The organism is Ruegeria sp. BHSC223 (assembly GCF_059613025.1).
Map to the genome: position 1 here is coordinate 114,314 of NZ_JBXWRR010000003.1, position 26,956 is coordinate 141,269.

28 protein-coding genes are annotated in these 26,956 nt (G+C 64.5%); 7 read left to right on the top strand and 21 right to left on the bottom strand.

Features of this window, described 5'->3' with window-relative positions:
• Positions 1–25 precede the first annotated feature (25 nt).
• The 11 genes from AC2FNY_RS08245 to gstA form a co-directional block, all read right to left on the bottom strand.
• The gene (locus AC2FNY_RS08245; RefSeq protein ID WP_496802160.1) at positions 26–307 is read right to left on the bottom strand and encodes a hypothetical protein; all 282 of its coding nucleotides are present in this window, start codon (positions 305–307) and stop codon (positions 26–28) included.
• Positions 300–668, bottom strand: a complete 369-nt coding sequence (locus AC2FNY_RS08250; protein WP_496802161.1) for a hypothetical protein — start codon at positions 666–668, stop codon at positions 300–302. Before AC2FNY_RS08250 ends, AC2FNY_RS08245 begins: the two co-directional genes overlap by 8 nt.
• Positions 575–820 (bottom strand): DUF2484 family protein, encoded by a 246-nt coding sequence (locus AC2FNY_RS08255; RefSeq protein WP_234137723.1) that lies wholly within the window; start codon positions 818–820, stop codon positions 575–577. Before AC2FNY_RS08255 ends, AC2FNY_RS08250 begins: the two co-directional genes overlap by 94 nt.
• Positions 817–1,068 (bottom strand): DUF2484 family protein, encoded by a 252-nt coding sequence (locus AC2FNY_RS08260; protein ID WP_496802162.1) that lies wholly within the window; start codon positions 1,066–1,068, stop codon positions 817–819. The genes AC2FNY_RS08255 and AC2FNY_RS08260 overlap by 4 nt, the downstream gene beginning before the upstream one ends.
• Positions 1,065–2,252, bottom strand: coding sequence for an APC family permease (locus AC2FNY_RS08265; RefSeq protein ID WP_496802163.1), 1,188 nt, complete (start codon positions 2,250–2,252; stop codon positions 1,065–1,067). The genes AC2FNY_RS08260 and AC2FNY_RS08265 overlap by 4 nt, the downstream gene beginning before the upstream one ends.
• A gap of 114 nt (positions 2,253–2,366) precedes the next feature.
• Positions 2,367–3,764 carry a UDP-N-acetylmuramate--L-alanine ligase gene (gene murC / locus AC2FNY_RS08270; RefSeq protein ID WP_234167004.1) on the bottom strand — a complete coding sequence of 466 codons (1,398 nt, stop codon included), beginning with the start codon at positions 3,762–3,764 and terminating at the stop codon, positions 2,367–2,369.
• Positions 3,761–4,858: a UDP-N-acetylglucosamine--N-acetylmuramyl-(pentapeptide) pyrophosphoryl-undecaprenol N-acetylglucosamine transferase gene (locus AC2FNY_RS08275; RefSeq protein WP_234143365.1), complete on the bottom strand. Its 1,098-nt coding sequence runs from the start codon at positions 4,856–4,858 to the stop codon at positions 3,761–3,763. Before AC2FNY_RS08275 ends, murC begins: the two co-directional genes overlap by 4 nt.
• A gap of 13 nt (positions 4,859–4,871) precedes the next feature.
• Entirely contained in the window at positions 4,872–6,035 is a 1,164-nt protein-coding gene (gene ftsW, locus AC2FNY_RS08280) for a putative lipid II flippase FtsW (protein ID WP_496802164.1), read from the bottom strand.
• Positions 6,036–6,201: 166 nt separating this feature from the next.
• On the bottom strand, positions 6,202–6,408 hold the full coding sequence (locus tag AC2FNY_RS08285; protein ID WP_234137717.1) for a tautomerase family protein: 207 nt from the start codon (positions 6,406–6,408) through the stop codon (positions 6,202–6,204).
• A gap of 63 nt (positions 6,409–6,471) precedes the next feature.
• On the bottom strand, positions 6,472–6,858 hold the full coding sequence (locus tag AC2FNY_RS08290) for a nuclear transport factor 2 family protein (protein ID WP_234137716.1): 387 nt from the start codon (positions 6,856–6,858) through the stop codon (positions 6,472–6,474).
• Positions 6,855–7,469: a glutathione transferase GstA gene (gstA, locus tag AC2FNY_RS08295; RefSeq protein ID WP_234137715.1), complete on the bottom strand. Its 615-nt coding sequence runs from the start codon at positions 7,467–7,469 to the stop codon at positions 6,855–6,857. The genes AC2FNY_RS08290 and gstA overlap by 4 nt, the downstream gene beginning before the upstream one ends.
• 127 nt (positions 7,470–7,596) lie before the next feature.
• Here gstA and AC2FNY_RS08300 point away from each other — a divergent pair, with 127 nt between their 5' ends.
• The 3 genes from AC2FNY_RS08300 to AC2FNY_RS08310 all read left to right on the top strand — a co-directional run bounded on the left by AC2FNY_RS08300 (position 7,597) and on the right by AC2FNY_RS08310 (position 10,181).
• Positions 7,597–7,959, top strand: a complete 363-nt coding sequence (locus tag AC2FNY_RS08300; RefSeq protein WP_234177124.1) for a winged helix-turn-helix transcriptional regulator — start codon at positions 7,597–7,599, stop codon at positions 7,957–7,959.
• Positions 7,960–8,058: 99 nt separating this feature from the next.
• Complete coding sequence (locus tag AC2FNY_RS08305; protein ID WP_234216298.1) at positions 8,059–8,943, top strand: DMT family transporter; 885 nt, start codon at positions 8,059–8,061, stop codon at positions 8,941–8,943.
• Between the two features lie 53 nt (positions 8,944–8,996).
• Positions 8,997–10,181, top strand: coding sequence for a BaiN/RdsA family NAD(P)/FAD-dependent oxidoreductase (locus AC2FNY_RS08310; protein ID WP_234137712.1), 1,185 nt, complete (start codon positions 8,997–8,999; stop codon positions 10,179–10,181).
• Positions 10,182–10,314: 133 nt separating this feature from the next.
• Here the strand turns inward: AC2FNY_RS08310 and murD are convergent, their stop codons facing one another.
• A complete protein-coding gene (gene murD / locus AC2FNY_RS08315; protein WP_496802165.1) occupies positions 10,315–11,715 on the bottom strand; it encodes a UDP-N-acetylmuramoyl-L-alanine--D-glutamate ligase in 1,401 nt (466 codons plus the stop codon).
• A 66-nt stretch (positions 11,716–11,781) separates the two neighbouring features.
• Positions 11,782–12,030: a tetratricopeptide repeat protein gene (locus AC2FNY_RS08320; protein WP_496802166.1), complete on the bottom strand. Its 249-nt coding sequence runs from the start codon at positions 12,028–12,030 to the stop codon at positions 11,782–11,784.
• Positions 12,031–12,067: 37 nt separating this feature from the next.
• Between AC2FNY_RS08320 and AC2FNY_RS08325 the strand changes: the two genes are divergently transcribed.
• Positions 12,068–13,246, top strand: coding sequence for a hypothetical protein (locus AC2FNY_RS08325; protein ID WP_496802167.1), 1,179 nt, complete (start codon positions 12,068–12,070; stop codon positions 13,244–13,246).
• Between the two features lie 223 nt (positions 13,247–13,469).
• Here the strand turns inward: AC2FNY_RS08325 and mraY are convergent, their stop codons facing one another.
• From mraY to mraZ, 7 genes are read right to left on the bottom strand one after another with little or no spacing between them, the layout of a single operon-like run.
• The gene (gene mraY / locus AC2FNY_RS08330) at positions 13,470–14,552 is read right to left on the bottom strand and encodes a phospho-N-acetylmuramoyl-pentapeptide-transferase (RefSeq protein ID WP_234137709.1); all 1,083 of its coding nucleotides are present in this window, start codon (positions 14,550–14,552) and stop codon (positions 13,470–13,472) included.
• Positions 14,553–14,567: 15 nt separating this feature from the next.
• Positions 14,568–15,962 (bottom strand): UDP-N-acetylmuramoyl-tripeptide--D-alanyl-D-alanine ligase, encoded by a 1,395-nt coding sequence (locus AC2FNY_RS08335; protein ID WP_496802168.1) that lies wholly within the window; start codon positions 15,960–15,962, stop codon positions 14,568–14,570.
• Positions 15,959–17,440 carry a UDP-N-acetylmuramoyl-L-alanyl-D-glutamate--2,6-diaminopimelate ligase gene (locus tag AC2FNY_RS08340; RefSeq protein WP_496802169.1) on the bottom strand — a complete coding sequence of 494 codons (1,482 nt, stop codon included), beginning with the start codon at positions 17,438–17,440 and terminating at the stop codon, positions 15,959–15,961. Before AC2FNY_RS08340 ends, AC2FNY_RS08335 begins: the two co-directional genes overlap by 4 nt.
• 18 nt (positions 17,441–17,458) lie before the next feature.
• Positions 17,459–19,246, bottom strand: coding sequence for a peptidoglycan D,D-transpeptidase FtsI family protein (locus AC2FNY_RS08345; protein ID WP_496802170.1), 1,788 nt, complete (start codon positions 19,244–19,246; stop codon positions 17,459–17,461).
• Positions 19,243–19,611, bottom strand: coding sequence for a cell division protein FtsL (gene ftsL / locus AC2FNY_RS08350; protein WP_234137705.1), 369 nt, complete (start codon positions 19,609–19,611; stop codon positions 19,243–19,245). The genes AC2FNY_RS08345 and ftsL overlap by 4 nt, the downstream gene beginning before the upstream one ends.
• Positions 19,608–20,603 (bottom strand): 16S rRNA (cytosine(1402)-N(4))-methyltransferase RsmH, encoded by a 996-nt coding sequence (gene rsmH / locus AC2FNY_RS08355; RefSeq protein ID WP_496802171.1) that lies wholly within the window; start codon positions 20,601–20,603, stop codon positions 19,608–19,610. Before rsmH ends, ftsL begins: the two co-directional genes overlap by 4 nt.
• 4 nt (positions 20,604–20,607) lie before the next feature.
• Positions 20,608–21,111 carry a division/cell wall cluster transcriptional repressor MraZ gene (mraZ, locus tag AC2FNY_RS08360; protein ID WP_234137703.1) on the bottom strand — a complete coding sequence of 168 codons (504 nt, stop codon included), beginning with the start codon at positions 21,109–21,111 and terminating at the stop codon, positions 20,608–20,610.
• Between the two features lie 934 nt (positions 21,112–22,045).
• Between mraZ and AC2FNY_RS08365 the strand changes: the two genes are divergently transcribed.
• The 3 genes from AC2FNY_RS08365 (at position 22,046) to AC2FNY_RS08375 (ending at position 24,341) form a co-directional block, all read left to right on the top strand.
• Entirely contained in the window at positions 22,046–22,270 is a 225-nt protein-coding gene (locus AC2FNY_RS08365) for a DUF1127 domain-containing protein (protein WP_234137702.1), read from the top strand.
• A 430-nt stretch (positions 22,271–22,700) separates the two neighbouring features.
• Positions 22,701–23,477, top strand: a complete 777-nt coding sequence (locus tag AC2FNY_RS08370; RefSeq protein ID WP_234163000.1) for a phosphodiesterase — start codon at positions 22,701–22,703, stop codon at positions 23,475–23,477.
• Complete coding sequence (locus AC2FNY_RS08375; RefSeq protein WP_496802172.1) at positions 23,478–24,341, top strand: EamA family transporter; 864 nt, start codon at positions 23,478–23,480, stop codon at positions 24,339–24,341. It abuts the gene before it with no gap.
• A gap of 18 nt (positions 24,342–24,359) precedes the next feature.
• Here AC2FNY_RS08375 and AC2FNY_RS08380 read toward each other — a convergent pair whose 3' ends face one another.
• The gene (locus AC2FNY_RS08380) at positions 24,360–26,756 is read right to left on the bottom strand and encodes an ATP-dependent helicase (protein ID WP_234143350.1); all 2,397 of its coding nucleotides are present in this window, start codon (positions 26,754–26,756) and stop codon (positions 24,360–24,362) included.
• Between the last annotated feature and the right edge of the window lie 200 nt (positions 26,757–26,956).

Genomic DNA, 26,956 nt, shown 5'->3' on the forward strand with positions numbered 1-26,956 from the left:
GCACCGGTCGGGACAACGCCAAAGCTCAGCCGCCGCGGCGCCAACCGACCCAGCCGACAAATCCCCCCAGCACAAGACCCAGGATCACCGGACCCAGCCCCAGCGCCGACAGCGCCGCAACGCCGATTGCGGCCCAGGGGTCATCGAGGCTCTGAGCATAGAGCATCAGCCCCGCCAATGCGCCGCTGGCGATCATCGCAAGGCTGAGCACCCGGCGCCAGCCACCGGCGCGGGCCAGCCGGCGCCCCAGATAGGCGCCCCCCAGCCCCAGCAGCGTGGGCACGACATAGAGCAGCAGATTATCCATCGCTACGGCGCCTCAGGCATCCGACCCCGGCGCCCAGCAGCAGGCCCAGCCCCAGTGGCGCGCAGAACAGCATGGCGACGATGCCGGGGCCCATCCCCTCCCATCCGAACCGTTGCGACTGAAAGATCAGCAGCCAGACAGCAATCGCTGCAAGCAACGCCCCCAACAAGGCCCAGAGGGCGGCGCCGATCCGGGCCAGGAACGCTCCCACCACCAGTCCAAGGGCCAGAAGCGCAAGCGGTATGGCAAATTCGGCCTCCATCCCGGTCAGGCGCGCGGTCGCCGCAGCCAGCGCCCCAGATAGATGACAGGCCAGCGCAGCACCGACATGCCCGCCGCCAGCACCACCAGCCCGATCCATGGGCCGTTCTCATAGGTCACATAGCCCAGCAGCGGGATGCCCAGCGCGATCAGCGCATAGGCGCGGCGCCAGTGGTGATCACGGCTGGGCAGCATCGCCAGCACATTGGCGGCCACCGCCCAGAGACAGGCAAGGATCAGCGACAGGGTCATTCGGCGCGCTCCGCCGGACCAAAGGCCTTGCGCCACAAATAGCGCAGTGGGTTGCGGAACATCGACACAAATCCCGCCAGCGCCAGCAAGGCGGCCAGCAGACCGTGCTCATACCCGATGGCGACGATCAGCGCCGGCGCCAGGATCAACAGCATCAGCCCCGGCGCATATTGGCGGCGCATGGGCAAAAGCGCGACCACGGTCGCGGCGATCACCCACAAGGCCCCCAACAGGATTGTCCAGCTCATAGAATTCCCCTTACCGCAACCGACAGCGCCCCCAACGACAGCACCAGCCCCAGAACGGGTACCACCATCGGAACGCGGAACCGCGCCTCGGGCGCGCGTCTTTTTTGGACGATCAAGGCGCCGTTGACCAGTGCAAACACCGCCAGCAGGATCGAGGAGGTGGTCTCGGCCAGCGTCTCGACCGGCACATAGAGCGCGCAAAAGATCACCGCCGCCCCCACCATGATCGTTGCCAGCACCGGCGTGCCGAACCGCGGATGGGCATTGTGAAAGAGCGCCAGCGCCGGGTTGCGCCCGCCCAGGCCGTAAAGCACGCGGGTGGCCATGACGATCTGCGCCAGGATGCCGTTCAGAGCCGCAAACACCGCGATGGCCGACAGAAAGCCCGCGCCGCTGCCGCGCCCATGTTGCCAGACCAGCGCCAGCGGGCTTTCGGATTGACCCAACTCCGCCAGCGGCACCGCGCGCACCGCCGCCCAGGCCACCAGCGCATAAAGCACCGAGGTCACCACCAGCGAGATCAGGATGGCGCGCGGAAGGGTACGCTCGGGCGCCTCGACCTCTTCGGCCATGTTGACGATATCCTCGAAACCGATGAAGGCGAAGAAAGCCAGAACGCCGCCCAGCCCGATGCCGGTCCAGACCGGCGGCGCCGGGACGACCCAGTCGGGCGAGGGGTCGGCCCCCAGCCCGGCCCAGACCACCAGCGCCAGCCCGGCCAGTTCGACCACGGTGAACACCGCCGCCAGCGCCAGGCTTTCCAGCACGCCGACGATGGCCACCAGCGTCAGCGCGCCGCCGATGCCGATCATCGCCCAGACCGGGTCGATCTCGGTCACGGCGGTCAGATAGCCGACCCCGCCGCGCAGCACCGCCCCGGCCGAAACCGTGCCCGCCACCACAACGGCAAGACCCACCAACAGCGCCAGAGATTGGCTGTTCAGTCCGGTTCCCACATAGGCGGCCTCGCCCGCCGCCTCGGGCAGGCGGGTGGAAAACTCGGCATAGCTGAGCGCGGTGGGCGCCGCAATGAGACCGGCCAAGAGAAAAGCGATCGGCGCCCAGACACCGGCATCGCCCGCCACGGCACCCACCAGAACATATATTCCCGCGCCCACCATGACACCGATGCCATAGGCGGTCAGCAGGCCCAATCCGATCCGTCGTTTCAGTGGCGCGGCCATGATCCTCTCTCCTGCGCTCTACCGGCCCGTTCCTGCCGGTCCGGTCCCTACCCTACAGTGCATTAGGAGAATGACAGCCCGACCCGTCGCCGCATGAGCGGCGCGGGCGCGGGCCTATCCCTTCAGCCGATCGGGCAGGCCGTTGGCCCAAGCGCTGATCGTGCCGGCACCCAGACAGACCACCATGTCGCCCGGACGTGCCTGTTCGCGCACCAGCCGTTCCAGGTCATCCTCGCTGAGGATGGCGCGGGCATGGCGATGGCCATGCCGGATCAGCCCGGCGACCAGCGAGTCGCGGTCGGCGCCGGCGATCGGCGTCTCGCCCGCGGCATAGACCTCGGCAATGGCAACCACATCGGCCTCGTTGAAACAGGCGCAGAAATCGTCGAACAGGTTGGACAGGCGCGAATAGCGGTGCGGCTGATGCACGGCGATGACCCGGCCCTCGCTGGCCTGGCGCGCCGCTTTCAGCACGGCGGCGATCTCGACCGGGTGATGGCCGTAATCGTCGATGATGGTGACGCCGTTCACCTCGCCCACCTTGGTAAAGCGGCGGTTGACGCCACCAAAGGCGGCCAGCGCCGCGCGGATCTCGTCGGCCTTCATGCCAAGATGGCGGGCCACGGCCACCGCACTCAGCGCGTTCGACACGTTGTGATCGCCCGGCATCGGCAGGGTGCAGCCCTCGATCACCATCTCTTCGTGCTGAAGCTGGATGTCGAAATGCGCCACCCCGCCCTTGTAGGTCAGGTTGATCGCGCGCACGTCGGCCTGGGCATTGAACCCATAGGTGCGCACGCGGCGGTCGGTGATCCGGCCCACCAGAGATTGTACCTCGGCATGATCGGTGCAGCAGACGGCGATACCATAGAACGGAATGTTCGAGACAAAGTCATAGAACCCCTGCCGCAGCCCTTCGATCGAACCCCAGTGCTCCATATGCTCGGGGTCGATATTGGTGACGATGGCCACCGTTGCCGGCAGCCGGTTGAAAGAGCCGTCACTCTCGTCGGCCTCGACCACCATCCATTCGCCCTGCCCCATCCGCGCGTTCGAGCCATAGGCATGGATGATGCCGCCATTGATGACGGTCGGATCAAACCCGCCCGCCACCATCAGTTCCGCCATCATGGTGGTCGTGGTGGTCTTGCCATGTGTACCGGCGATGGCGATGTTCGATTTCAGCCGCATCAGCTCGGCCAGCATGTCGGCACGGCGCACAACCGGCAGGCCCTGCGCGCGGGCGCCGTCGAGTTCCGGATTGCCCGGCTTGATCGCGGACGAGATCACCACCACGGCGGCCCCGTCCAGGTTCGCGGCACTCTGGCCTTCGAAAATCTCGGCGCCCAGCCCAGCCAGTCGCTCGGTGATCTTCGAGCCCTTGAGGTCGGACCCCTGCACCCGGTACCCCAGGTTCAAGAGCACCTCTGCGATGCCCGACATGCCGATCCCGCCGATGCCGACAAAATGGATCGGGCCGACATCCTGCGGCAGTTTGGTGGCGGGGGTCATGGCGTCTCCTTCTCGGCCAGCTGTTCGACCAGTCCGACCAGGCGTTCGGTCGCATCGGGGGCGCCGGCGGACAGCGCCGCGTTGGCCATTTGCAGCGCCGCGTCCGGGTTGGTCAGAACCGCCACGATCTGCTCTGCCAGCGCGGCGCTGTCAAGGGCACGCTCGGGGATCAGGATCGCCGCATTGGCGCCGGTCAGCGCGCGGGCATTGGCGGTCTGGTGGTCGCCTGTGGCCGCCGCATAGGGGATCAGGATCGAGGGTCGCCCGATCACGCTGATATCGGCAACGCTCGAGGCGCCCGCGCGGCTGATCACCAGCTGCGCCTCGGACATCCGCCGGGGCACATCGTGAAAGAAGGGTTCGACCTCGGCGTCGATACCATGGGCGGCATAAAACTCACTCACCCGCGCGCCATCCTCGTCGCGGGCCTGATGGGCAATTCGGATATGCTGGCGCAACGCCTCGGGCAGGGCCGCGATGGCGCCGGGCACCACATCGCTCAGGATGCGGGCGCCCTGGCTGCCCCCCATAACCAGGATCGACATCGGATAGGGACCGGGCGGGATATAGGCAGCCCCGGCGCGTTCAAGCACGGCGGCCCGAACAGGATTGCCCACATGTACGCCCTGGGCGCCCTCGGGCAGGTCGGTGGGCCAGACACCGCAGGCAACACAGGCAACCCGGCGGGCAAACACCTGGTTGACCCGGCCCAGCACGCCGTTCTGTTCATGGATCATGCGCGGCAGCCTGAGCAGCGTTGCCGCAGCCAGCGCCGGGATCGAAGGGTAACCGCCGAACCCCACCACCACGTCGGGGCGGTCGCGCCGCATCTGCATCGCAGTCGACGCGATACCCGCCGCGATGCGGGGCGCCACCATCGCCTTGGCCAGAACCCCGCCACGGGCGAAGGTCGCGCTGGACACTTGCGTGATCTCGGTGGTGTGCGGGAACCCCCCGGTATAGCGTGCACCACGGGCGTCGGTGGACAGGCGCACCCGCCAGCCCTTGCGTAACATCGCCTCGGCCAGGGCCTGGGCGGGGAACATGTGCCCCCCGGTCCCACCCGCCGCGATCATCAGGTATTTCCGCGTCATCCCAACCGCCTGTCTATCCGCGCCCGCGCAACAGATCGCCAAGCTCTCCTTGCGGGCGGGTGCGGGTGAAACACAGAAGCATGCCCACCGCAATACCGCCCGCGATGAGCGACGAGCCGCCGTAGCTGACGAACGGCAAGGTCATGCCCTTGGCCGGCAGCAGACGCACCGCGACGCCCATGTTGATCATCGCCTGCACGCCAAAGGTACAGGCCAGCCCGGTACCCGCAAGGCGCAGGAACATGTCCCGTTCACGCATCAGCCGCAACAGCGAACGTACAACGATCGAGGCATAGAGCGCGATGATGATCAGAACCAGAACCAGCCCGTATTCCTCGGCCGCCACCGCGATGATGAAATCGGTATGAGCATCGGGCAGCGACCATTTCACCTGACCCTCGCCAACACCGACACCGAACAACCCGCCCTCGCGGATGGCATTGCTGGCATAGCCCAGCTGGGTTGTGGGATCGACATCGGGGTTCAGAAACCCGTCGATGCGGCGGGAAAAATGCTCGGAACTGGAATAGGCGATCATGCCTCCCAGCACGACCACGCCGGCCATCGCCATCAGCAACAGCATCGGCGCTCCGGCCACGAAATACATCACCCCCCAGCCGAACAGCACCAGACAGGCCTGTCCGAAATCAGGCTGCATCACCAGCATCAGCACGATCGCCACGCAGAGCGCAAAGGACCACAGCCGCCCCGGCGGGCCGTTGATTTCCTGCGAGGCAGCAAACAGCCATGCCGCGACCACCATGAAACCGGGCTTGAGAAACTCGGAAGGCTGCACCGAGGCGAAGCCCAGCGAATACCAGCGCACCGCGCCCTTGCCGAAATCGGTGCCAAAGATCGGCAACAGCGCCAGCGCCACGAAGGCACCCAGAAAGCCCAGCACCGCAAGGCGGCGCACCAGCACCGGCGACATCATCGAGGTTAACAGCATCGCCACGATGGCCAGCCCCCCGAAAAATGCCTGCCTTTGCACGTAGTGGAAGGGCTCAAACCCGTTGCGCGCGGCCAGCGGCGGCGAGGCCGCAAGGCCCAGCAGCAGCCCGATCCCGAACAGGATCAGCACGCAGGACATCGACCATTTGTCGAGTGTCCGCCACCATTTGGGAAGAATCGGTTCGCCGCCCCGCTCGGGGACCGCGCCATATACCATCTCGGTCATGACACCACTGCCGCTTGCTGCCTCGTTCGCGCCCCTGTTCGGGGTCTTGATGTCCGGTTCGTGCCGGATCTGGAAACAGAGTACTGCAAAGGCGTCCATCCTGCCAGAGGCTTTGTCTCGTGCAGGCATTTCTCCGCCCCGGCGAACACGAGGCGGAGAAGCGGGTTCAGTCGGCCTTGCGCCTGCGGTATTCGGCAACCGGCAGACCGCCGATCCCCCAATGATCCATCTCGACCTCGTCAATGACGACAAATGTGGTCTCGGGATCCTTGTTCAGCACCTGTTTCAACAGGTCGGTGACACCCGCGATCAGTTCGGCTTTCTGCGCGGGCGTGGCACCCTCGCGGGTTATCTTGATGTTGACATACGGCATGCCGGGTTCGTGTCCTTTCACAATCAAGCGTCCGGCGCGCGGCGGGTCGCGCGCCGGATCGGGTTAAAGCGGTTCCGAATGGAACACCTTGGCCAGGATCTGCCAGCGTCCGTTCTGCCGCACGAAGGTCAGGAAATCGGTGAAATAGCTGTCACCGATGGCGCAGTTCACCACCGCCCGCGCCGTATCCGGCCCGGCAAAGTCGATCGACTGGATACGATCCCGCCGCGCCTCGCCCTTGCTGGCGGGCGACACCCGCTGGTCGACCACCGCGAAATAGGTCTCCATATCGCGATAGAGCCAGTCGCCGCCGCTGGCACAGGCATAGATCGCCTGCGGGTGAAAGACCTGCCGCAAGCGGATGCTGTCGGCATGGTGCAGCCCGTCGAAATAGGTCCCGATCACCGCCTGAACGGCGGCAAAGGGCGCCTCTTCGGTCGTCATGCTCATCCCAACAGCCCCTCGGCCTGCATCGCCGCGCGGGTCGCGGGGCGCTCGGCCACACGGGCGACCAGCGCCTTGAGGTTGGGCACCGCGTCCAGCGACAGGCCCAGGAAATTGGCCCAGTTGGTAACCACGAACAGATAGGCATCGGCCACGCTGAATTGCGCCCCGTTCAGGTAGTCGCGACCATCCGCCAGCATCGCCTCGACGATCTGCATCCGGCCATTGACCCGCTCGACCGCCGCGTCGCGCGCCTCGCCTTCCAGCGGCTTGCCCGAGAAGAACGGCCCAAACGCCTTGTGCAATTCCGAAGCGATGAAATTCAGCTGCTCCTGCACCCGCGTACGACCCAGCCCACCGGCCTGCGGCAGCAGCCCCGCGTCCGGATTGCGCTCGGCGATCAGTTGCAGGATAGCCGAGCCCTCGGTCACCGTTTCGCCCTCGTCCAGCACGAGCGCGGGCACATAGCCCTTGGGGTTGATGGCGCGGAAATCGCCGCCCGAGGCGGTGGTGCCGGCAGCGGTGTCCACCTGCTCAAGATCAAAACTCTCGCCCGCCTCGATCAACGCGATATGGCTGGCCAGCGAACAGGCACCGGGTTTGTAATAGAGTTTCATCCGTTCCATCTCCTTTTGTCGGATTGCTCTGATGCGCTGGAGGTAGTCATCCAGTTACCGAAGTAAACTTGATTTCTTTTTGTTACTTCTTTATCCGGTTACCCCAAGGTTACCAGGTGAGAATTCGATGGCACTCAAGATCACCCGAAACAAGGCTGCCCCCCTGCCCGGCCGCTGCCCGCTCAGCGAATGCATGAAGCTTTTGGGCGGCGCCTGGACCCCGAACGTGATCTGGTATCTCAGCGGCGGCGCACGACGGTTCAACGAGCTGCGGGTCGATATCCCCGGCATCTCGGCCAAGATGCTGACCGCGCGCCTGCGCGAGTTGGAACACAAGGGCGTGGTCCGGCGCGAGGTGCGCCCGACCTCGCCGCCCTCGGTCGAATACAGCCTGACCGATCTGGGCCAGGACCTGGTTCCCGCGATCTTGGCGATCGTCGATGTGGGCCATCGGCTCAAGAACCGGGATCAGTGTTCCGCAACCTCCTGACGCGCCCGCGTTTTGCGGCGCGTCACGTCGCGAACGGAACAGACGCGCCCCCGACCCGCCGCCACCATCGCCCCGTTACCGGGGCAAGGGGCAAAGGGCATGCGCTATTCGACAGGGGTCATTTTGGTGGCAACCGCCGCGCTGCTCTGGTCGCTGATGGGCCTTGCCATCCGCGAAATCGAAGTGGCCGGGACCTGGGCGATCCTGTTCTGGCGCTCGGCGGCGATGGTGCCCACGCTTCTGGCCTTTTTCGCCTGGCGCAGGCGCAAACCGATCCTGCCCGCCCTGCGCGCCACCGGGCGGGCCGGGCTGATGGCTGGCTTCGGCCTGGTGGTGGCCTTCGCGGGCGCGATCTTTGCCATCCAGTCCACCACCGTGGCCAATGCCGTCTTCCTGTTCGCCGCCTCCCCCTTTCTGGCTGCCGCGCTGAGCTGGGTGGTGCTGCGCGAAAGCGTGCGGCGCGCCACCTGGGCCGCCATTGCCATCGCTCTGGTCGGCCTGGTGGTGATGGTGCGCGAAGGGCTGGCGCTGGGGGCGCTGGCGGGCAATCTGGCGGCGCTCGCCTCGGCCATGGGGTTTGCGCTTTTCACCCTGTCGCTGCGCTGGGGGCGGCTGGGCGACATGATGCCCGCCGTCGCCATCGGCGGCATGCTGTCGATGATGGTGGCGCTGGGAATGCTCGGGCTCACCGGCCAGCCGCTCCTGGTGCCCGCGCGCGACATCGCCATTGCCATGGCGATGGGCGCGGGCCTGCTGGCGGTGGGCATGGCGCTCTATACGATGGGCAGTCAGGTTGTGCCCGCCGCCGAACTGACGTTGATCACCATGATCGAGTCGATGCTGGCGCCGGTCTGGGTCTGGCTGCTGCTGGGCGAAGAGGCCAGCGCAGGCACCCTGTGGGGCGGCGCGATCATCCTCGCCGCCGTGGTTCTGAACGCAGTCAGCGGCATGCGGCGCAAGCCCGCTATTCCGCCGATCATCTGAGCCCTTCACCTGCCCCCCTTGCCAAATCGCGCGTGGTGCGGCACCCCCGACACATGCAGTTGAACACGATCATCCTGGGCGCTGGCGCCGCCGGCATGATGTGCGCGGCCCATGCGGGACCGGGCACGCTGGTGCTCGATCATGCGCGCGCTCCGGGGGAAAAGATCCGCATCTCCGGCGGCGGCCGCTGCAACTTCACCAATATGTACGCAGGCCCCGAAAATTTCCTGTCGCAGAACCCGCATTTCTGCAAATCGGCGCTGGCCCGCTACACCCAATGGGATTTCATCGACCTGGTGAACCGCCACGGTATCGCCTGGCATGAAAAGACGCTGGGCCAGCTCTTCTGCGACAGCTCGGCCAAACAGATCGTCGCCATGCTGCTCTCGGAGATGGAGCGCGCGGGCGCGACCCTCTGGCTGAACACCAGCCTCAAGGACCTGTCCCATGCCGATGGGCGCTTCTGCCTGATGGTCGAACGCGAGGGCAAGACAGAACGGCTCACCGCCCGCAACCTGGTGCTGGCCACCGGTGGCAAGTCGATCCCCAAGATGGGCGCCACCGGGTTGGCCTATGACATCGCCCGGCAATTCGGCCTGACGATCACTGAAACCCGCGCGGGCCTTGTCCCGTTCACTTTCCCCGAGGGTCGTTTTGCCCCGCTCGCCGGGCTTTCCCTGCCCGCCCGCCTGTCGAACCAGCGCGCCTCGTTCGACGAGGCGCTGCTCTTCACCCATCGCGGTCTGAGCGGGCCAGCCGTGCTGCAACTCTCCTCCTATTGGCGCGAGGGCGAGGAGATCGGCGTCGACCTCGCCCCCGACCTCGATCTCTATACCGAACTGCGCGACCAGCGGCGGACCACGGGTCGCCGCGACCTGACCACCGAACTTGCCCGCCTCCTGCCAGCTCGCCTGGTCGAGTTCCTGGCGCCGAAACTGGGCCTCAAGGGCCGCCTCGCCGACCAGTCAGACAGCGCCTTGCGCGGTCTCACCGACGCCCTGCACGACTGGCGCCTGACGCCCTCGGGCACCGAGGGCTATCGCACCGCCGAGGTCACGCTTGGCGGCATCGACACGGACGGGCTCGACGCCCGCACGATGGCGGCAAGATCCCTACCCGGTCTCTACGCAATCGGCGAGGCGGTGGACGTCACCGGCTGGCTCGGCGGCTATAACTTCCAATGGGCATGGTCCTCGGGACACGCCGCAGGCACCGCGATTGCCAAGGCACAGCGCTGATCGCAAGCGCCGATGCGAGGCGCTGCCTCGCGCTCCGGAGTATTTGAGACGAAATGAAGGAGCAGGCCTTCGCTCGTTCCTCTTGCTTGAAATATCCCGGGGGAGGCACCGAAGGTGACGGGGGCAGCGCCCCCTACCCGGCCAGACGTTTCTGCACTTCGGCCATGAAATCTTCGCCACGACGTTCGAAATTGTCATACTGATCGAAGCTGGCCGCCGCCGGGGCCAACAGCACGGTATCGCCGGGCTCAGCCTCGGCCATGGCGCGGGCGACCGCCTCGTCCATGGTGGTGCAGACCTCGCTCTCGACCTCCAGTTGCAGCGCGAAGCCGGCAGCCTCGCGTCCGATCACATAGGCCTTCAGTACCTCGCCCAGTCCGTCGTTCAGCGCCGCGATGCCACCCTCTTTCTGCAAGCCGCCGCAGATCCAGCGGATCCGCTTGAACGCGCCCAGCGCCTTGAGTGCGGCATCCACATTGGTGGCCTTGCTGTCGTTGACATAAGTGACTCCGCCCGCCTCGGCCACGATCTGACTGCGATGCGGCAGGCCGGGATAGCTGCGCATTCCCGCCTCGATCACGCGCGGGCTCAGCCCCAGCGCCCGGCAGGCGGCATAGGCAGCACAGGCGTTCTGGTGGTTATGCGCCCCCGGCAGGCCGCGAATGTCGCGCAGGTCGATCGACCCCGCCTGCCGCCCCTTGCGGTACTCGCTCAGATACCCCTTGCGCGCAAACACCTGCCAGCCCGGCCCGGTCAGCTTGCGGCTGACCGACACCCGGATCACCCGGTCATCCGCCGGCCCTTCCGACATCTGGCCCGCCAGATACAGCCCCTCGGCCTCGTCCACCCCGATCACCGCGCGGTCCGGCCCGCCCTCGGCAAAAAGCCGGCGCTTGGCCGCGAAATAGCCACCCATGCCGCCATGCCGGTCCAGATGGTCAGGGGAGAGATTGGTGAACACCGCCACATCCGGCGTCAGCGCGCGGGCCAGATCGGTCTGATAGCTACTCAGTTCCAACACCACGACCGACCCCTCCTCTCCCGGCTCGATATCCAGCACCCCGCGCCCGATATTGCCCGCCAGTTGCGCGGGCCGCCCGGCCTCCCTCAGGATGTGGTGGATCAGCGCCGAGGTGGTCGACTTGCCGTTCGACCCGGTCACCGCCACCACGCGGGGCAGCGTGTCCATGCTGTTCCATTCGGGTCCCGCGAAGGAGCGGAAGAAGAGGCCGATATCATTGTCTACCGGCACCCCTGCCTCCATCGCGGCGGCGATCACCGGGTTGGGTTCGGGGTAAAGGTGCGGGATGCCCGGCGACACGATCAGACAGGCGGTATCGTCCCAGACGCCCTGTTTGCGCAGATCGCGGATGAGGAAGCCCTCGCCCTCGGCCGCCTCGCGCGCGGCGGGGTTGTCGTCCCAGCAAAGCGCCTCGGCGCCCCCCGCCCGCAAGGCCCGCGCCGTGGCCAGCCCCGACCGGCCCAGACCCAAAACCGCCACCCTGGCGCCCGCAAACCCTTTGACCGGGATCATGCCTGCTCTCCCTCAAACCCGTTTCGCGCCACCCTGTACCGAGGCTCTGGCGGATTGCAAGCGGGGTCAGGTGGGGTTTTGGGAGAGGAGCAGCGCCAGATTTTGCCGCGCGGTCTGCGTATTCGGATGTGCCGCCCCCAGCGACTTCTCATACATCTCCAACGCCTCAGCATAGAGCGCCTCGGCCTTGGTATAGCGGCCCTGCGCCTGCACCACCCCGGCGAGGTTGTTGAGGCGGGTGGCATAGTCCGGATGCCGCTCCGCCTTTCGCAGCAGGCCGAAGTAATGCAACCTGCTTGAAAGTTCGGATTGCACCCATCAAGCTGCTTTTCGTAGCGTGAGGAAAAAATTAATGACAATTTTGATCATTACCCGTGAGCCTGGAAAGGTAGTCTGCTACTCTGACTCTCGGGTAACACATCGACCAAACGATAAGATCAAACCCGTTACAGACCATTTCTCGAAATTATTAGTGTTGCCGTTCAGAGCTTCGATAGGGGTAGTAAGCAAGGGCAACCTCAAGGAAATAAGAGGGGAATTTGGATTCGCTTTCGCGGGGGATATACTCTTCGCAACGGCGCTTTACTCAATGGCATCGAACATTTTCTCCAACTTGCACAAAGAAGACGCAAAGCAAGCCCCCGACTTTGTATCATTTGTCGACGCATTGACCCGCCTCGCCAATCTTCTCTTGGATGATGGCATCTTTGACGCAAAGAATCGACAATACACGGTGCTGCTGTTTGGTCCTTGTCCACGCACCAAAGAACTGAAGATTTACGAGATCGGCATTGATGAGGGCCTGACGCCTTGGCGCTATGCGTACTCTGAGGTGACGATTGAGGACACCGGACTGAGAATTTTGGGTTCTGGCGCGAAAAGCTTCCTCAAGCACGCTCGCATGAATCCACACAAAGTTGCATCAGCGCCATATGCGGAAATTCTTCTCGATACTATCAATACAGAAGGCGACCCAACCATTGGCGGGAACCTACAACAATGTGTCGCCACAGCGGAAGGCGTTAGAATTGTGCCGATCATCCATCCAATCAACGATGGAGAAAATCTTGACATACACATATCGGGAATTAGCTCCAAGGAGTTCGGAAACGTTGGCGATTTCGGTGTCGGTTACGAAGCGATTGGTTTCAGAACCCTCGAAGTGATGACAACTCAATGGCTTATGAACAATGGGCATTCAAAAAATCGCATGAAAAATCCTGACTATGTAAACGAAACAGCAGAATTGATGGCAAATTTACAGCATTGGCAATCGAGCGATGGAAAATCTGCGGGCATTCATTCGTTTGTGAAATTTCTTTCACCAGCGAAGATCGAGCCAGAAAAGCACTATTTCTTGGCTCGGTGCAACGAATGCAATCGACCTTGTCCGGTCTTGGAGGATCCAAGTGGCGGAAAAAAACCTGAACCGTTTTTTGGCAAGGGCGGCATTGTAGGGACCTGTTGTTATTGCGGCAGCGAAGTGCGTGTCCAGGTTTCCAGATTGAGGTCGAGGCGCGGAAGCAAGTAACCGGAGCTTCGTGATCCTATTCCGGCAGATCTCACCACTGATCGCCCCAAGCTTCACTTATTGCCCCCTTTGCTTCCCGGTTCAATCGCCTCAAAACCGCGACCTGCACGACAAACATAAGATCAACAATGCCAGAAACGCCCCCTACCACCCCGTACAAAACGGTCAATCCCCCTCCGGGAGCGGGTACAAAACGGTCAATTCGGTGTACGAAAGGCCCGCCTCAGCGGACCTTGAGTGTGGCCAGCCCGATCATCGCCAGGATCAGCGAGATGATCCAGAACCGGATTACGATGGTGGGTTCGGCCCAGCCCTTTTTCTCGTAATGGTGATGGATCGGGGCCATCAGGAACACCCGTTTGCCGGTGCGCTTGAAATAGAGCACCTGGATGATGACACTCAGCGCCTCGACCACAAAAAGCCCGCCGACGATGGCCAGCACCAGCTCGTGCTTGGTCGCCACCGCGATGGCGCCCAGTGCGCCGCCCAGCGCCAGCGAACCGGTATCGCCCATGAACACCGCCGCAGGGGGCGCGTTATACCACAGGAAACCCAGCCCGGCGCCAAAGAGCGCCGCGGTGAAGATCAGGATCTCTCCGGTCCCCGGCACGTAATGCACGTCGAGATACTCGGTAAAGTCGACCCGCCCCACCGCATAGGCGATGACGCCCAGGGTCGAGGCCGCGATCATCGCGGGCATGATCGCCAGCCCGTCCAGACCATCCGTCAGGTTGACCGCATTGGCCGCCCCCACGATGACGCAGATCGCAAAGGGCACATAGAGCAGGCCCAGATTGATCAGCGTGTCCTTGAACACCGGCAGCGCCAGCTGGTTCTGCAATTCGGCGGGATGGTTGTAGCCTGCCCAGAGCGCGGCGATCACCGCGATGATGATGCCTAGCGCCAGCCGCATCTTGCCCGACACGCCCTTGGTGTTCTGTTTCGACACCTTGGCATAGTCGTCGGCAAAGCCGATCAGCGCATAGGCCAGCGTCACGAACAGCACCATCCAGACAAACGGGTTGTCCCAGCGCGCCCAGAGCAGCGTCGAGGTCAACAGCGCCCCCACGATCAGCAGCCCGCCCATGGTCGGCGTGCCCGCCTTGGAGAAATGCCCCTCGGGGCCGTCGTCGCGGATCGGCTGACCCTTGCCCTGCTTGCGGCGCAGCACGTTGATCAGGGGACGTCCGAACAGGAACCCGAAAATCAGCGCCGTCATGAAGGCCCCGCCCGCGCGGAAGGTGATGTAGCGGAAGAGGTTCCAGACATCCCCCCCGTCCGACAGGGCAGTCAACCAGTAAAGCATGCGACGGCGTCCTTGTTACGTTTCCGACTGTTTCGATCCGGCCCCATGGCCCATTTCACGCAGCCCGTCAACAAGATGGGCCAATCCCATGCTGAGCGAGCCCTTGACCAGCACCGTATCGCCCGGTGCGACCAGCGCGGGCAGATCGGCCAGCATCTGGGCACCGGTCTCGGTCCAGCGCCCGCGTTTGGCCTCGGGCAGAGCCGCGTGCAGGGCGCGCATCAGCGGCCCGATGCAATGGACCCGGTCGATGCGCGCCATCGCCGGCAGCGCGGCCAGACCGGCGTGCAGCGGCAGTTCCTCGGGGCCAAGCTCCTTCATGTCACCCAGAAAGGCCACGCGACGGCGACCCGAGGCGCTGGCCAGCACTTCGAGCGCAGCCCCGACCGAGGTCGGGTTGGCGTTATAGCTGTCGTCGAACAGGGTCAGCGTCCCGCCGGGCAGGGTCACGATCTCGCGCGCGCCGCGCCCCTTGTAGGGGGTCCAGCGCTGCAACCCTTGCAGAGACGCCCCCGCATCGGCGCCCAGCGCATCGCAGCAGGCCAGAGCCCCCAGCGCGTTCATCGCGAAATGCGTTCCCGCCGATTGCAGGGTGAAACTGACGGGGCCAGCCGGTGTGTCGGCGCGGGCATGGGTCATCCCATCCGCCACATCGACCCCGGTCAGGCGATAGTCTTGCGCGGCACGCCCGAAGGAAACCTGCCGGGCGCCTTGAGCGGCGGCGCGCAGGATATCCGCCTCGGCGATATCGGCGTTCAGAACCGCCACACCGCCGGGCTCCAGCCCCTCCATGATTGCGGCCTTTTCGCGCGCGATACCGGCCACGTCGTCAAACGCCTCCAGATGAACCGCCGCGACGGTGGTGACCATCGCCACATGCGGGCGGGCCTGGCGGGCCAAGGGCGCGATCTCGCCGGGATGGTTCATGCCGATCTCGATCACCGCAAATTCGGTATCCCGCGGCATCCGAGCCAGCGTCAGCGGCACGCCCCAATGGTTGTTGTAGCTGGCGACGCTGGCATGGGTGCGGCCCTGAACGCCCAGCATGGCGGCCAGCATTTCCTTGGTAGAGGTCTTGCCGACACTGCCGGTCACCGCCACGACGCGTGCCTGTGTGCGGGCACGACCGGCGCGGCCCAAAGCTTCAAGCCCGGTTTGCACGTCTTCGACCAGCAACAGCGGCGCGTCCGGGGCCACCCCCTCGGGTATGCGCGAGACCAGCGCGGCGCCCGCGCCCTTCTCCAGCGCCTGCGCCACGAAATCATGGCCGTCGCGGGCGGCGGTCAGTGCGACGAAGAGGTCACCCGGCGCAATGGTGCGGGTGTCGATCGAGATGCCGGTGACTTGCCAGTCGCCCATGGCGCGGCCTCCGGTGGCCTCGGCGGCTTCGGCTGCGGTCCAGAGGGTCATGCCAGCCGTCCTTCCAGTGCGGCCACCGCGATGCTGGCCTGTTCCACATCATCAAAGGGCAGCACCTGGTCGCCAACCACCTGCCCCGTCTCATGCCCCTTGCCGCAAATCAGCAGCGCATCGCCCGGTTCCAGCGTGTCGACACCGCGCAGGATCGCCTCGGCCCGGTCGCCCACTTCGGTGGCACCGGGGGCGCCCTGCATCACGGCGGCGCGGATCAGCGCGGGATCCTCGCTGCGCGGGTTGTCATCGGTGACAATGACGATATCGGCGTTTTCCACCGCCGCCTTGCCCATCAGCGGGCGCTTGGTCGCGTCACGATCGCCACCGGCGCCGACAATGGCCACCAGCCGGCCCATCACATGTGGGCGCAGCGCCTTGAGCGCGGTCGCCACGGCATCGGGGGTATGGGAGTAATCGACAAAAACCGCAGCGCCATTGGCGCGGGTCGCGGCCAGCTGCATCCGCCCCCGGACCGTGCCCAGATGCGGCAGGATCTCGAACACACGTACCGGGTCCTCGCCGCAGGCGACGACCAGCCCGCAGGCCAAAAGGATATTTTCCGCCTGAAAACCGCCGATCAGGTCAAGCCGCGCCTGATAGGCCTTGCCCCGCCACGAAAACAGCATGTCCTGACCGGTGGCGTCAAAGCGCTGGTTGGTCAGGCTCAGGTCACAGGGGCCACGCCCCACCGTCAGCACGTTCTGGCCGCGCGCGGCGGCAATCGCGCGCATCTCGGGGCCCTTGGGGTCATCCATGTTGATGACCGCCACCCCGTCAGGTGGCAGCACCCGGCGAAAGAGCCCCGCCTTGGCGGCGAAATAGGCCTCGAAGGTGGCGTGGTAATCCAGATGGTCCTGGGTGAAATTGGTGAACCCGGCGGCCTTGAGCACCACTCCGTCCAACCGCCGCTGTTCCAGCCCGTGGCTGGAGGCCTCCATCGCCGCGTGGGTGACGCCGTTTGCCGCCGCCTCGGCCAGACAACGATGCAGGGTGATCGGTTCCGGCGTGGTATGGGCCAGCGGCGCGGTCCAGGCGCCCTCGACCCCGGTGGTGCCAAGATTGACGGCAGCATGGCCCAGCTCGGTCCAGATCTGGCGCACGAAGGTCGAGACCGAGGTCTTGCCATTGGTGCCGGTGACCGCGACCATTGTGGCGGGCTGCGCTCCGAACCACAACGCGGCCGTCAGGGCCAGCGTCTGGCGCGGATCCTCGACCACCACCAGCGCCGCCTGCGAGGCGTCCAGTTCGGCGGCCGCGATGCGGGCGCCCTCGGCATCGGTCAGGATGGTGCTGGCGCCCATCCGCAGGGCGTACTGGATGAACTCGCCGCCATGCACCCGGCTGCCGGGCAGCGCCGCGAACAGGAACCCGTCGCGCACCTGACGGCTGTCGACGGCCAGCCCGGTGATTTCAGGGTCACGCCCGCCCCGGGCGGTCAGCGCCAGATGGCTTAGTCTTCGTGCCGAGTCACCCATGGCGCCCTCACCTCATGTTCAGTTCGAGGTGAGCGTATAGCCAGACCCCTGAGCGGGCTCAAGCTGTGGCCTGAGACCCAGAAGCGGCGCGACCCGGCCGATCAGTTCGGCTGCGACCGGCACCGCCGTCCAGCCGGCGGTGCGGCGCTTTTCGCCATAGGCCAGGATCGAGGGTTCATCCAGCGTCACCACCAGCACGTATTTCGGGTCCGAGGCCGGGAACATGCTGGCGAATGTGGCGACCACCTTGTCATCGTAATAGCCGCCGCGCGGCTTGGGCTTGTCGGCGGTGCCGGTCTTGCCGCCCACCTGATAGCCCGGCACCTCTCCAAAGCTGGCGGTGCCGCTGGTGACCACCTTGCGCAGCATCGCCCGCGCCTGCCGGGCGGCGCTTTCCGACATCACCCGGGGGCCATATTGCGGGCCTTTCTGTTTCAGCACCGTCGGGCTGACATATTGCCCGCCATTGGCGATGGCGGCATAGCCCGCCGCCAGATGCATCGGGCTGGTCGACAGGCCATGGCCATAGGAAATGGTGACGGTGCTCAACTCGCCCCAATTCTTGGGCTTGAGCGGCTGTCCGCCCGAGGCCTCGACAATCTCGAACGGGGTCGGATCGAACATGCCCAGACTGTTGAGAAAGGCCTGCTGCCGCTCGGCCCCGATCTGAAGCGCAAGCCGCCCGGTCCCCCGGTTCGAGCTGTGCACGATCACGTCGGCGATGCTGATCTTGCCGTAATTCTTGTTGTTGAATTCGCCGATCGGAAACTTGCCGATCCGCATCGGCCCCGAGGTGTCGATGATGGTATCGGAATTGACCAACCCCAGATCGACCGCCTGCGCGGCAGTGAAGATCTTGAAGACCGAGCCCAGCTCGTACACCCCCTGCACATAACGGTTGAACAGCGGGCTGTCCGAAGGGTCAAAGCCGCTGGTGGGCGGGCGTGGCCGGTCATTGGGATCGAAGGAGGGCAAGGAAGAGGCGGCAACCACCTCGCCCGTATGCACATCCATCAGGACGGCCGAGGCGCCCTTGGCGCTCATGATCTTCATGCCGCCGTCCAGCACCTGCTCCATCGCCGCCTGCACCGTCAGATCAAGAGACAGCTGCAAGGGCTTGGTCCCGTTGGCCGGGTCACGCAGATAGCCGTCGAATTGCTTTTCGACACCGGCAACGCCAATCACTTCGGCGGCGTCCACCCCTTCGCGGCCGAACCCGGCACCACCCAGGACATGCGCGGCAAGCCGGCCATTGGGATAAAGCCGCATCTCGCGCGGGCCAAACAGCAGGCCGGGGTCACCGATATCATGCACCGCCTGCTTCTGCTCGGGGCTGATGCGTTTCTTGATCCAGATGAACTTGCGCTTGCCGGTAAAGTCGCGCACCAGCCGGTCGCGGTCCAGATCGGGGAAGATACGGACCAGCCCCTCGGCGGCGGCGACGGGGTCGACCATCTGCGGCGGCTGGGCATAAAGCGAATGGGTCTCGAAATTGGTGGCCAAGAGCCGCCCTTCGCGATCGACGATATCCGCGCGCTGCGCCGCGATGGTGGCCCCGGGGGCACTGGCCATCGGCTCCTGCGCCTCGGACGAGGCCAGCATGCCCATGCGGGCGCCGACCACCGAAAAGGCACAGAAGAAAAAGACACCCAGCACCAGCAGCCGCCCCTCGGCGCGGGCGCGCGAACGGTCCTGCATCTCTTCATGGCGCAGGCGAATGTTCTCGCGTTCGATCAGATCGGGGTTCTCACCCTTGGCACGGGCATGCAGGACACGGGCAAGCGGGCGCAGAGGGGTGCGGATCATGGCTGTTGCTCCGGCGGCAGGGTTCCGGCGTCCGAGAAATTCGACACGTCGATCCCGTTGATGATCGGCAGGGCGGGATCCTCGGCATACATGATTTCCGAGACCCGCCCGAACTGGTCGGCACGCATGGGCAACAGGCCCAGACGCTCGAAATTCAGGTCAGCAAGTTCGCGCAGGCGGTCGGGACGGTTGAGATAGGCCCATTCGGCGCGCAGCACGTTCAGCCGGACCTGTGCCTCGCCGATCTGGCGTTGCAGGCGCTGGGTATCCTTCAACACCTCCTGGGTGCGGTAATTCTCCTGATAGGCCCAGAGCGCCAGTCCCAGAACCGCCAGCGCGGTCAGCACATAGATCACACTTTTCACCGCGATCCCCCCCTGAGTTGCGGCATGCCGATGGATTTGGCGTCTACCGTACCGGCCGGCGCGTCGGTGCGGATCGCGACGCGCAGCTTGGCGGAGCGCGCGCGCGGGTTCTCGGCCAGTTCCTGATCATCGGGTCCGACGGCCTTGCGGGTCAGCAGCTCGAACCGCGGTGCGTCCTCGACGGTTTCAGGAGCATAGCGGTTGGCCCGCCCGCTGCGCCCGGCCCGCGCCTGAAGGAAGCGCTTGACCATCCGGTCCTCGATCGAATGAAAGGTGACAACCGCCAGCTTGCCGCCGGGCTTCAGCGCCCGCTCGGCCGCCATCAGCCCTTCGAACAATTCGTCGTATTCGGCATTCACCGCGATGCGCAGCGCCTGAAAGCTGCGGGTGGCGGGATGCGACTGTCCCGGCTTGGGCCGGGGCAGACAGCTTTCGACGATGGCGGCCAGTTGCAGAGTCGTCTCGATCGGCGCGTCGGCGCGCGCCTTGACGATGGCCCGCGCGATGCGGCGGCTGGCGCGCTCTTCGCCATAATGAAACAGGATATCGGCCAGTTCGGCCTCGGTCGCGGTATTGACCAGATCGGCGGCACTCGGCCCCTCCTGGCTCATCCGCATGTCGAGGGGGCCATCCTTCATGAAGGAAAACCCGCGCTCGGCGAGGTCAAGCTGCATCGAGGAGACCCCGAGATCGAGCACAACTCCATCCAGATCGCTGGCATATTCGTCCATGCGGGAAAACACGCCCTGCTGCATCACCAGCCGGCCGCCATATTCACCGGCCCAATCCGCCGCCAGTTCAAAGGCCAGCGGATCGCGGTCCACCGCGATGACGCGGTCAGCCCCGGCGGCCAGCAGGCCGCGGGTATAGCCACCAGCACCGAATGTACCGTCCAGCCAGACCCCCGACACCGGCGCAACCGCCGCCAGAAGCGGGCGCAGCAGAACGGGAATGTGAGGATCGTCGGGAGAGGGGGCAGCGGTTCCGGACATGATCTCAGCTGCCCCCGGCCCCGTCGAGATACTGCATCGGATCGAAATCCTCGGGCAGCTCGTCCAGCCATTCCTCGGCGGCGGCCAGCTCTTCCTCTTCATAGGTGGCCGGGTTCCAGATCTGGAACGTATCACCCGCCGCGATAAAGAAGGCCTCGTCGCCAAGCGCGATCTTGGTGCGCAGCTTCGCGGGCAACACCAGGCGCCCGGTCTCGTCGACGCTGGTGGGAAAGGACTGACCGTGGAACATGCGCTGAAGCATCTTGCGTTCCATCGAGCCGCGCGGCAGCGCGTCGATCTTGGCATCGACCTCGTCGATCGCCTCCATCGTGTAGCATTCGAGGAACTTGCGACGGTGATCGCCATAGACGATCACCAACTCGGGATTACCACCGGATTGCCAGTTCGGATCGCCCGCCTCCAGAACACGGCGAAACGAGGCGGGAATGGACACCCGCCCCTTGCTGTCAACCTTATGGTTGCTTTCGCCTCTGAACCTGCGCGCCAAGCCGACTGTCCCTTTCGCCTGCGCCCCCGTTGAATTTCCGCCCCCAGAAACGTGAAAACGGCGGGTTGATCTGCTGCCACTGATCAACCCGCCGCCTTAGCCCGCTTTGCGGGGTGTCCGACTGCGCGCGCCACCTGGGGGGATGTCTGCTCGCTCGCGCGCCGGATCTCTTGGTTCGATGAAAGCGAAGTGCCTGTATGAAACCTTGTTTTTCTTGGTTGGGGTCGTTTGGTGCCCCTGTCGCCTCGTCCTCATCGGATGAACAAGGGATGCCATGGGAAATTATGGAAATCAACACCAATCTATGGACATACAGCAGGGCGCCACTTGAACGAAGCAAGAACACATCAGAAGGATCGAGCACCCACGCACGACATACAGACAGAGAGTTACACGAAACAACTATATATGGACATATTTGCTCCATCCCAAAATTTCCCCCGATTTCCCAAAAAAATTCTACATCTAGCGATACTCATCCCTATGTTTTCTTTTTGTTCTCAATTCTGACCGCGAATCACGCCCCGCCCCCCATGAAATGGAGATCACGTCGGCGACCAGATACATCCGTCCCACGATTTCCCATATCCGCCGGTCAAATCGGCAACCACTCAAGATCGCCCAGCCGCGAGTCAGCGCGGCAGCGGCAGCGTCCGTTTTTTTCGTGCTCAAAATAAAATCACGTTGCGTAAGTCTCAGACGTTCGCTCTTGAGTGGTTCTCGACCGAAAAAGAGCGGCCAAATGCGTCGGATCAGAAAACCTCAATAAAATATGGCGCTTTTAGCGATTCTCGAACTTATCCAAGTAATCTATGCACTTGCTGCATAGCAGCATTGAATCGAAGAGCTATTGTGCACCTGCAGCAATCGCCTATCTTCAGCCTCAAGCAAGCGCCACAACACGGTGCGGACGAAACGGATACGGATGAGAACGATGGCTGTGACAAGCGAACATAGCACCCTGAAAGGCCACCACGGTCTTGGCGTTCTGGCGCTGATCGAGGCCGCGCGGAGCCGGTTTGCCGAGCATCGCATCTATCGCCAGACGGTGAACGAACTGTCGGCGCTTTCGGGACGGGAACTGGCCGATCTGGGCCTGCACCGGTCGATGATCAAGCGTGTCGCCATGCAGGCGGCCAAGGACTACACGGCGCGCTGAGCGCCACGAATTTTCGGGATCAGGCCCTTCTCCTCCTCCCTAGGGCCTGAGACGACGCGGCGGCATCCTCCTCCTCCCTGATGCCGCCGCACCAATACCGGCAAAGACAGCCGGACGCGGATACACCGGGCTCTCCTCCTCCCTGTCCGGTGTAGAAAGCGCGCGGCGGTGCTCTCCTCCTCCCTGCACCGCCGCGACCCTCATACCGGGCGTCGATCCCGGGTTCGGATACATCGGGGCTTCTCCTCCTCCCTGCCCGGATGTTGCAATGAACGGCGGTGCCCCTCCTCCTCCCTGGGCGCCGTCGTTTTTTGTGTGAACGGCCGTCATGTCGCGGACAAAGGCACCCTGTGACGCATTCCGACGCTTCGACAATCTCGGTTGCTGGTTCTATCCTGAGCAGGAAGACCCCATATCGAGGCGCATCAGCATGAAATTCATCCACCTGAGCGACATCCACCTGATGCCCCCGGGCCAGAGCCTGAGCGGCAGCGATCCCATCGAAAAACTGTCAAAGGTGCTTGAGGACATCGCCACATGGCATTGCGATGCCGAATTCTGCGTCATATCGGGCGATCTCGCCGATCTGGGGGACAGGGAGTGCTACGAGTGGCTGCGCGAGCGGCTGGCGCATTTCCCGGTTCCGGTCTTCCTGATGCTGGGCAATCATGACGTGCGCGAGACTTTCCTGAGCGTCTTTCCCGACCATCCGCGCGATGCAAACGGGTTCATCCAGCATGGCCATACGGCTGGCGGCGCCCGGTTTCTGTTCCTCGACACGCTGACCGGCGGACCGGATATCCATGACGGAGAGCTGTGCGACGACCGGCTGGCCTGGTTGGCGGCCGAGCTTGAACGGGCGGGCGACATGCCGGTCTATGTGTTCCTGCATCACCCGCCCTTTGACATCGCGATTCCCTATGTCGACGAGATCAAGCTACGCCAGCCCGACGCGTTCCACGCCACATTGCAGGCAGGACGCAACATCCGCCACGTCTTCTATGGTCACGTACACCGCACCACCTATGTGAACTGGCGCGGCTATCCGTTCACTTCGCTGCCCAGCACCAACCACCAGGTGCCGCTGATCCCCGAGCGTGAGGGGCAGGAACACAGCGCCGAGCCGCTGGCCTATGGCGTTGCCACCATCGAGGGCGATCAGTTCACCCTGCATGTGGACAGTTACCTGGGCAAGCCCGGCGCCTAGATGGAACTTGTGTGGATCCTGATGGTCCTGCTGTCGGCGCTGACCCATCCGTTGCGGGATCTGACGCTGAAGGGGGTGGCCCATCCGGTCTCCTGCTATACCGGCGTCTGCCTGTCCTGGATGGTTTTTGCCGGGGCACATATGGCGCTTAGCGGACAGGGTCCCGCCCTGCCCGCGCGGGTCTGGCCGCTGGTGGCGGTCTCTGCGCTGGGGCTGACGGTCTATTACTACGGCACCCTGTCGGCGCTGCGGCGCGGCAACCTGTCGGCCTATTACCCGATCGTGCGCTCCTCTCCGCTCGCAATCGCCGCGATCAGCTGGCTGGCATCCGGGCAGAGCTATTCCTGGGCGGCGTTGTCGGGCATGGCGCTGATCATCCTGTCCGGGCTGATGATCCAGCGGGGCAACGGGCGGCTGCTGGACGATCCGCGCGCCTTTGCCATGGCGCTGTTGGCCATGCTGGGGTCGGCCGCCTATTCGATCTCGGACGCCACCGCGATGCAGGACACCACCAGCGCGCCCTTCCTGTTCTGGACCTATGCGCTGGTTACGCTGGCAATGGCGGCACTGCGCGCGTGGGAGGATCGGGGCACCTCGGCGCCGCTTTTGGGGGTGGTGCGTGGATGGGCGCAAAACCCCTGGCGCATCCTGTTTGCCGGGCTGTCCTCTTACCTGTCCTATCTGCTGATCCTGCGAGTCTTCCAGCTGGGCGCCGAGGCGGCGGCAGTCAGCGCGGTCCGGCAGGTGTCGGTCCCGGTTTCGGTAATTCTGGCAGCGCTGGTACTGAAAGAGCCGCGCGGCCTGCACCGCCTGGGCTGGGCGGTGCTGATCGCCATCGGAATCGCAATGATCGCGCTGCAATAGGCGGCAGGCCGCGCGCGACTAGAACGGAACATCGTCCTTTGCGGAGAGGAAGCGGGCAACGACCTTCTTGAGGCCCGCCTTGTCGAAATCGACTTCGACCTTGTCGCCCTCGATGCCGATCACCTGTCCATAGCCGAACTTCTGGTGAAAGACGCGCTCGCCCAGTGTGAAACTGGCCACCGCGTTGAGGTCGATCACCGTGGTGCGGCTTTCGCGCGGTTGCGACAGACCGTGTTGCCCCTGCCGCGCCTGAAGTCGCTTCCACCCCGGGGAGTTATAGCCATCCGCCGCCGCCGCGCGGCTTTCGATGCCGGGGGAGGACATGCCACCGCCATAAAGGCCCGGAGGCGTCAGCACCTCGACATGATCCTCGGGCAATTCGTCGATGAACCGCGAGGGCAGCGCGTTCTGCCACTGGCCGAACACCCGCCGGTTGGCGGCAAAGGAGATGGTACAGACCTCTTCGGCGCGGGTGATGCCCACATAGGCCAGCCGCCGCTCCTCTTCGAGTCCCTTGAGGCCGCTTTCATCCATCGAGCGTTGCGAGGGGAACAGCCCGTCCTCCCACCCCGGCAGGAAGACGGCGGGAAATTCCAACCCCTTGGCCGCGTGCAGGGTCATGATCGAGACCTTGGCCCCGCCGCTGTCCTGCTCGTTGTCCATCACCAGGCTGACATGTTCTAGAAACCCTTGCAGGTTCTCGAAATTGTCGAGCTGGTTGACCAGTTCCTTGAGGTTTTCCAGCCGCCCCGGCGCCTCGGGCGTCTTGTCGTTCTGCCACATGGCGGTATAGCCGGACTCGTCCAGGATCACCTGCGCCAATTCGATATGCGACATTTCGGGCGCACCGAATTGCATCGGGGCGGTGTCATCGTCCACAACCGACTCGTCGTCGATCTCGATCCGCGGGCCGCGCGTCAGGGCAGCCCAGCGGGCCAGACCGTCTGTCAACTCGCCCAGCGCCTTGCCGCCCTTCCCCTTGATCAGGCCGTTCTCCACCGCGATCCGGGCACCTTCGACCAGCGACACCCCGTTTTCGCGCGCGACCGCGCGAATGGCCTGCTGCGCCTTGTCGCCAAGGCCGCGCTTTGGGGTGTTCACGATCCGCTCAAAGGCGAGATCGTCCTCAGGGCTGGTGACCAGCCGGAAATAGGCCATGGCATCGCGAATCTCCATCCGCTCGTAAAAGCGCGGGCCGCCGATCACCTTGTAAGGCAGGCCGATGGTCAGGAACCGGTCCTCGAACGCGCGCATCTGATGCGCCGCGCGCACCAGGATCGCCATTTCATCCAGCGAGACCGGGCGCACGCCCCGTGTGCCGCCCTGCATCGCCTCGATCTCTTCGCCGATCCAGCGGGCCTCTTCCTCGCCATCCCAATGGCCGATCAGGCGGACCTTTTCGCCCTCTTGCGCATCGGTCCACAGCTCCTTGCCCAACCGCCCCTCGTTGCCGCGAATGACATTGGATGCGGCGGCCAGGATATGCGGGGTCGAGCGATAGTTCTGCTCCAGCCGCACCACATGGGCACCGGGAAAATCCTTTTCGAACCGCAGGATATTGCCCACTTCGGCACCGCGCCAGCCATAGATCGACTGGTCGTCATCGCCCACGCAACAGATGTTGCGATGCCCGCCCGCCAGCAGCCGCAGCCACAGATACTGGGCGATATTGGTATCCTGATACTCGTCCACCAGCACATAGCGGAACCAGCGCTGATACTGTTCCAGCACATCCGGGTGGGTCTGGAAAATTGTGACCATATGTAGCAGCAGGTCGCCGAAATCGACCGCGTTCAGCTCGCGCAGGCGGGTCTGGTACTGGGCATACAGTTCGGGCCCGCGATGGTTATAGGCGCCAGCCTCGGCAGCGGGCAGCTTGTCGGGCGTCAGCGCCTTGTTCTTCCAGCCGTCGATGATATTGGCCAAGAGCCGCGCGGGCCAGCGCTTGTCGTCGATATTGGAAGCCTGCACCAGCTGCTTGAGCAGGCGCAGCTGGTCGTCGGTGTCGAGAATGGTGAAGTTCGACTTCAGGTCGACCAGTTCCGCATGCCGGCGCAGCAGCTTGACACAGATCGAATGGAAGGTGCCGAGCCAGGGCATGCCCTCGGCCGGTTGGCCCAGCATGCGGCCGACGCGGGTCTTCATCTCGCGCGCGGCCTTGTTGGTAAAGGTCACGGCCAGAATCTCGTTGGGCCGGGCACGGCCCGTCATCAGCAGATGCACGATGCGCGCGGTCAGCGCCTTGGTCTTGCCGGTGCCCGCGCCCGCCAACATCAGGACGGGACCGTCCAAACGCTCCACCGCCTCGCGCTGAGCGGGGTTGAGGTCATCCAGATACGGCGTGGGGCGCGCCGCCATGGCGCGCGCGGAAAGCGAGACGCCTTCAAAGGCGTCCATGTCGTCATAACTGCTCATGGGGGCAAATTACGCCGGAACGGGGCCGAGGGAAAGGGTTTGTTCACGGCTTGTTCACAGGTTATTTCGGTTCTCCATCACGTTTTGCAGCAAGTTTAACGATTTTGGCGGAGCGCCGGGGGAATCTGTTAACGGCTTTGTAAACTCGCGCACCCAGCCTTGAGACGGTTTGGGCGAGCGCGGGAGAGAAGCTTGGGACA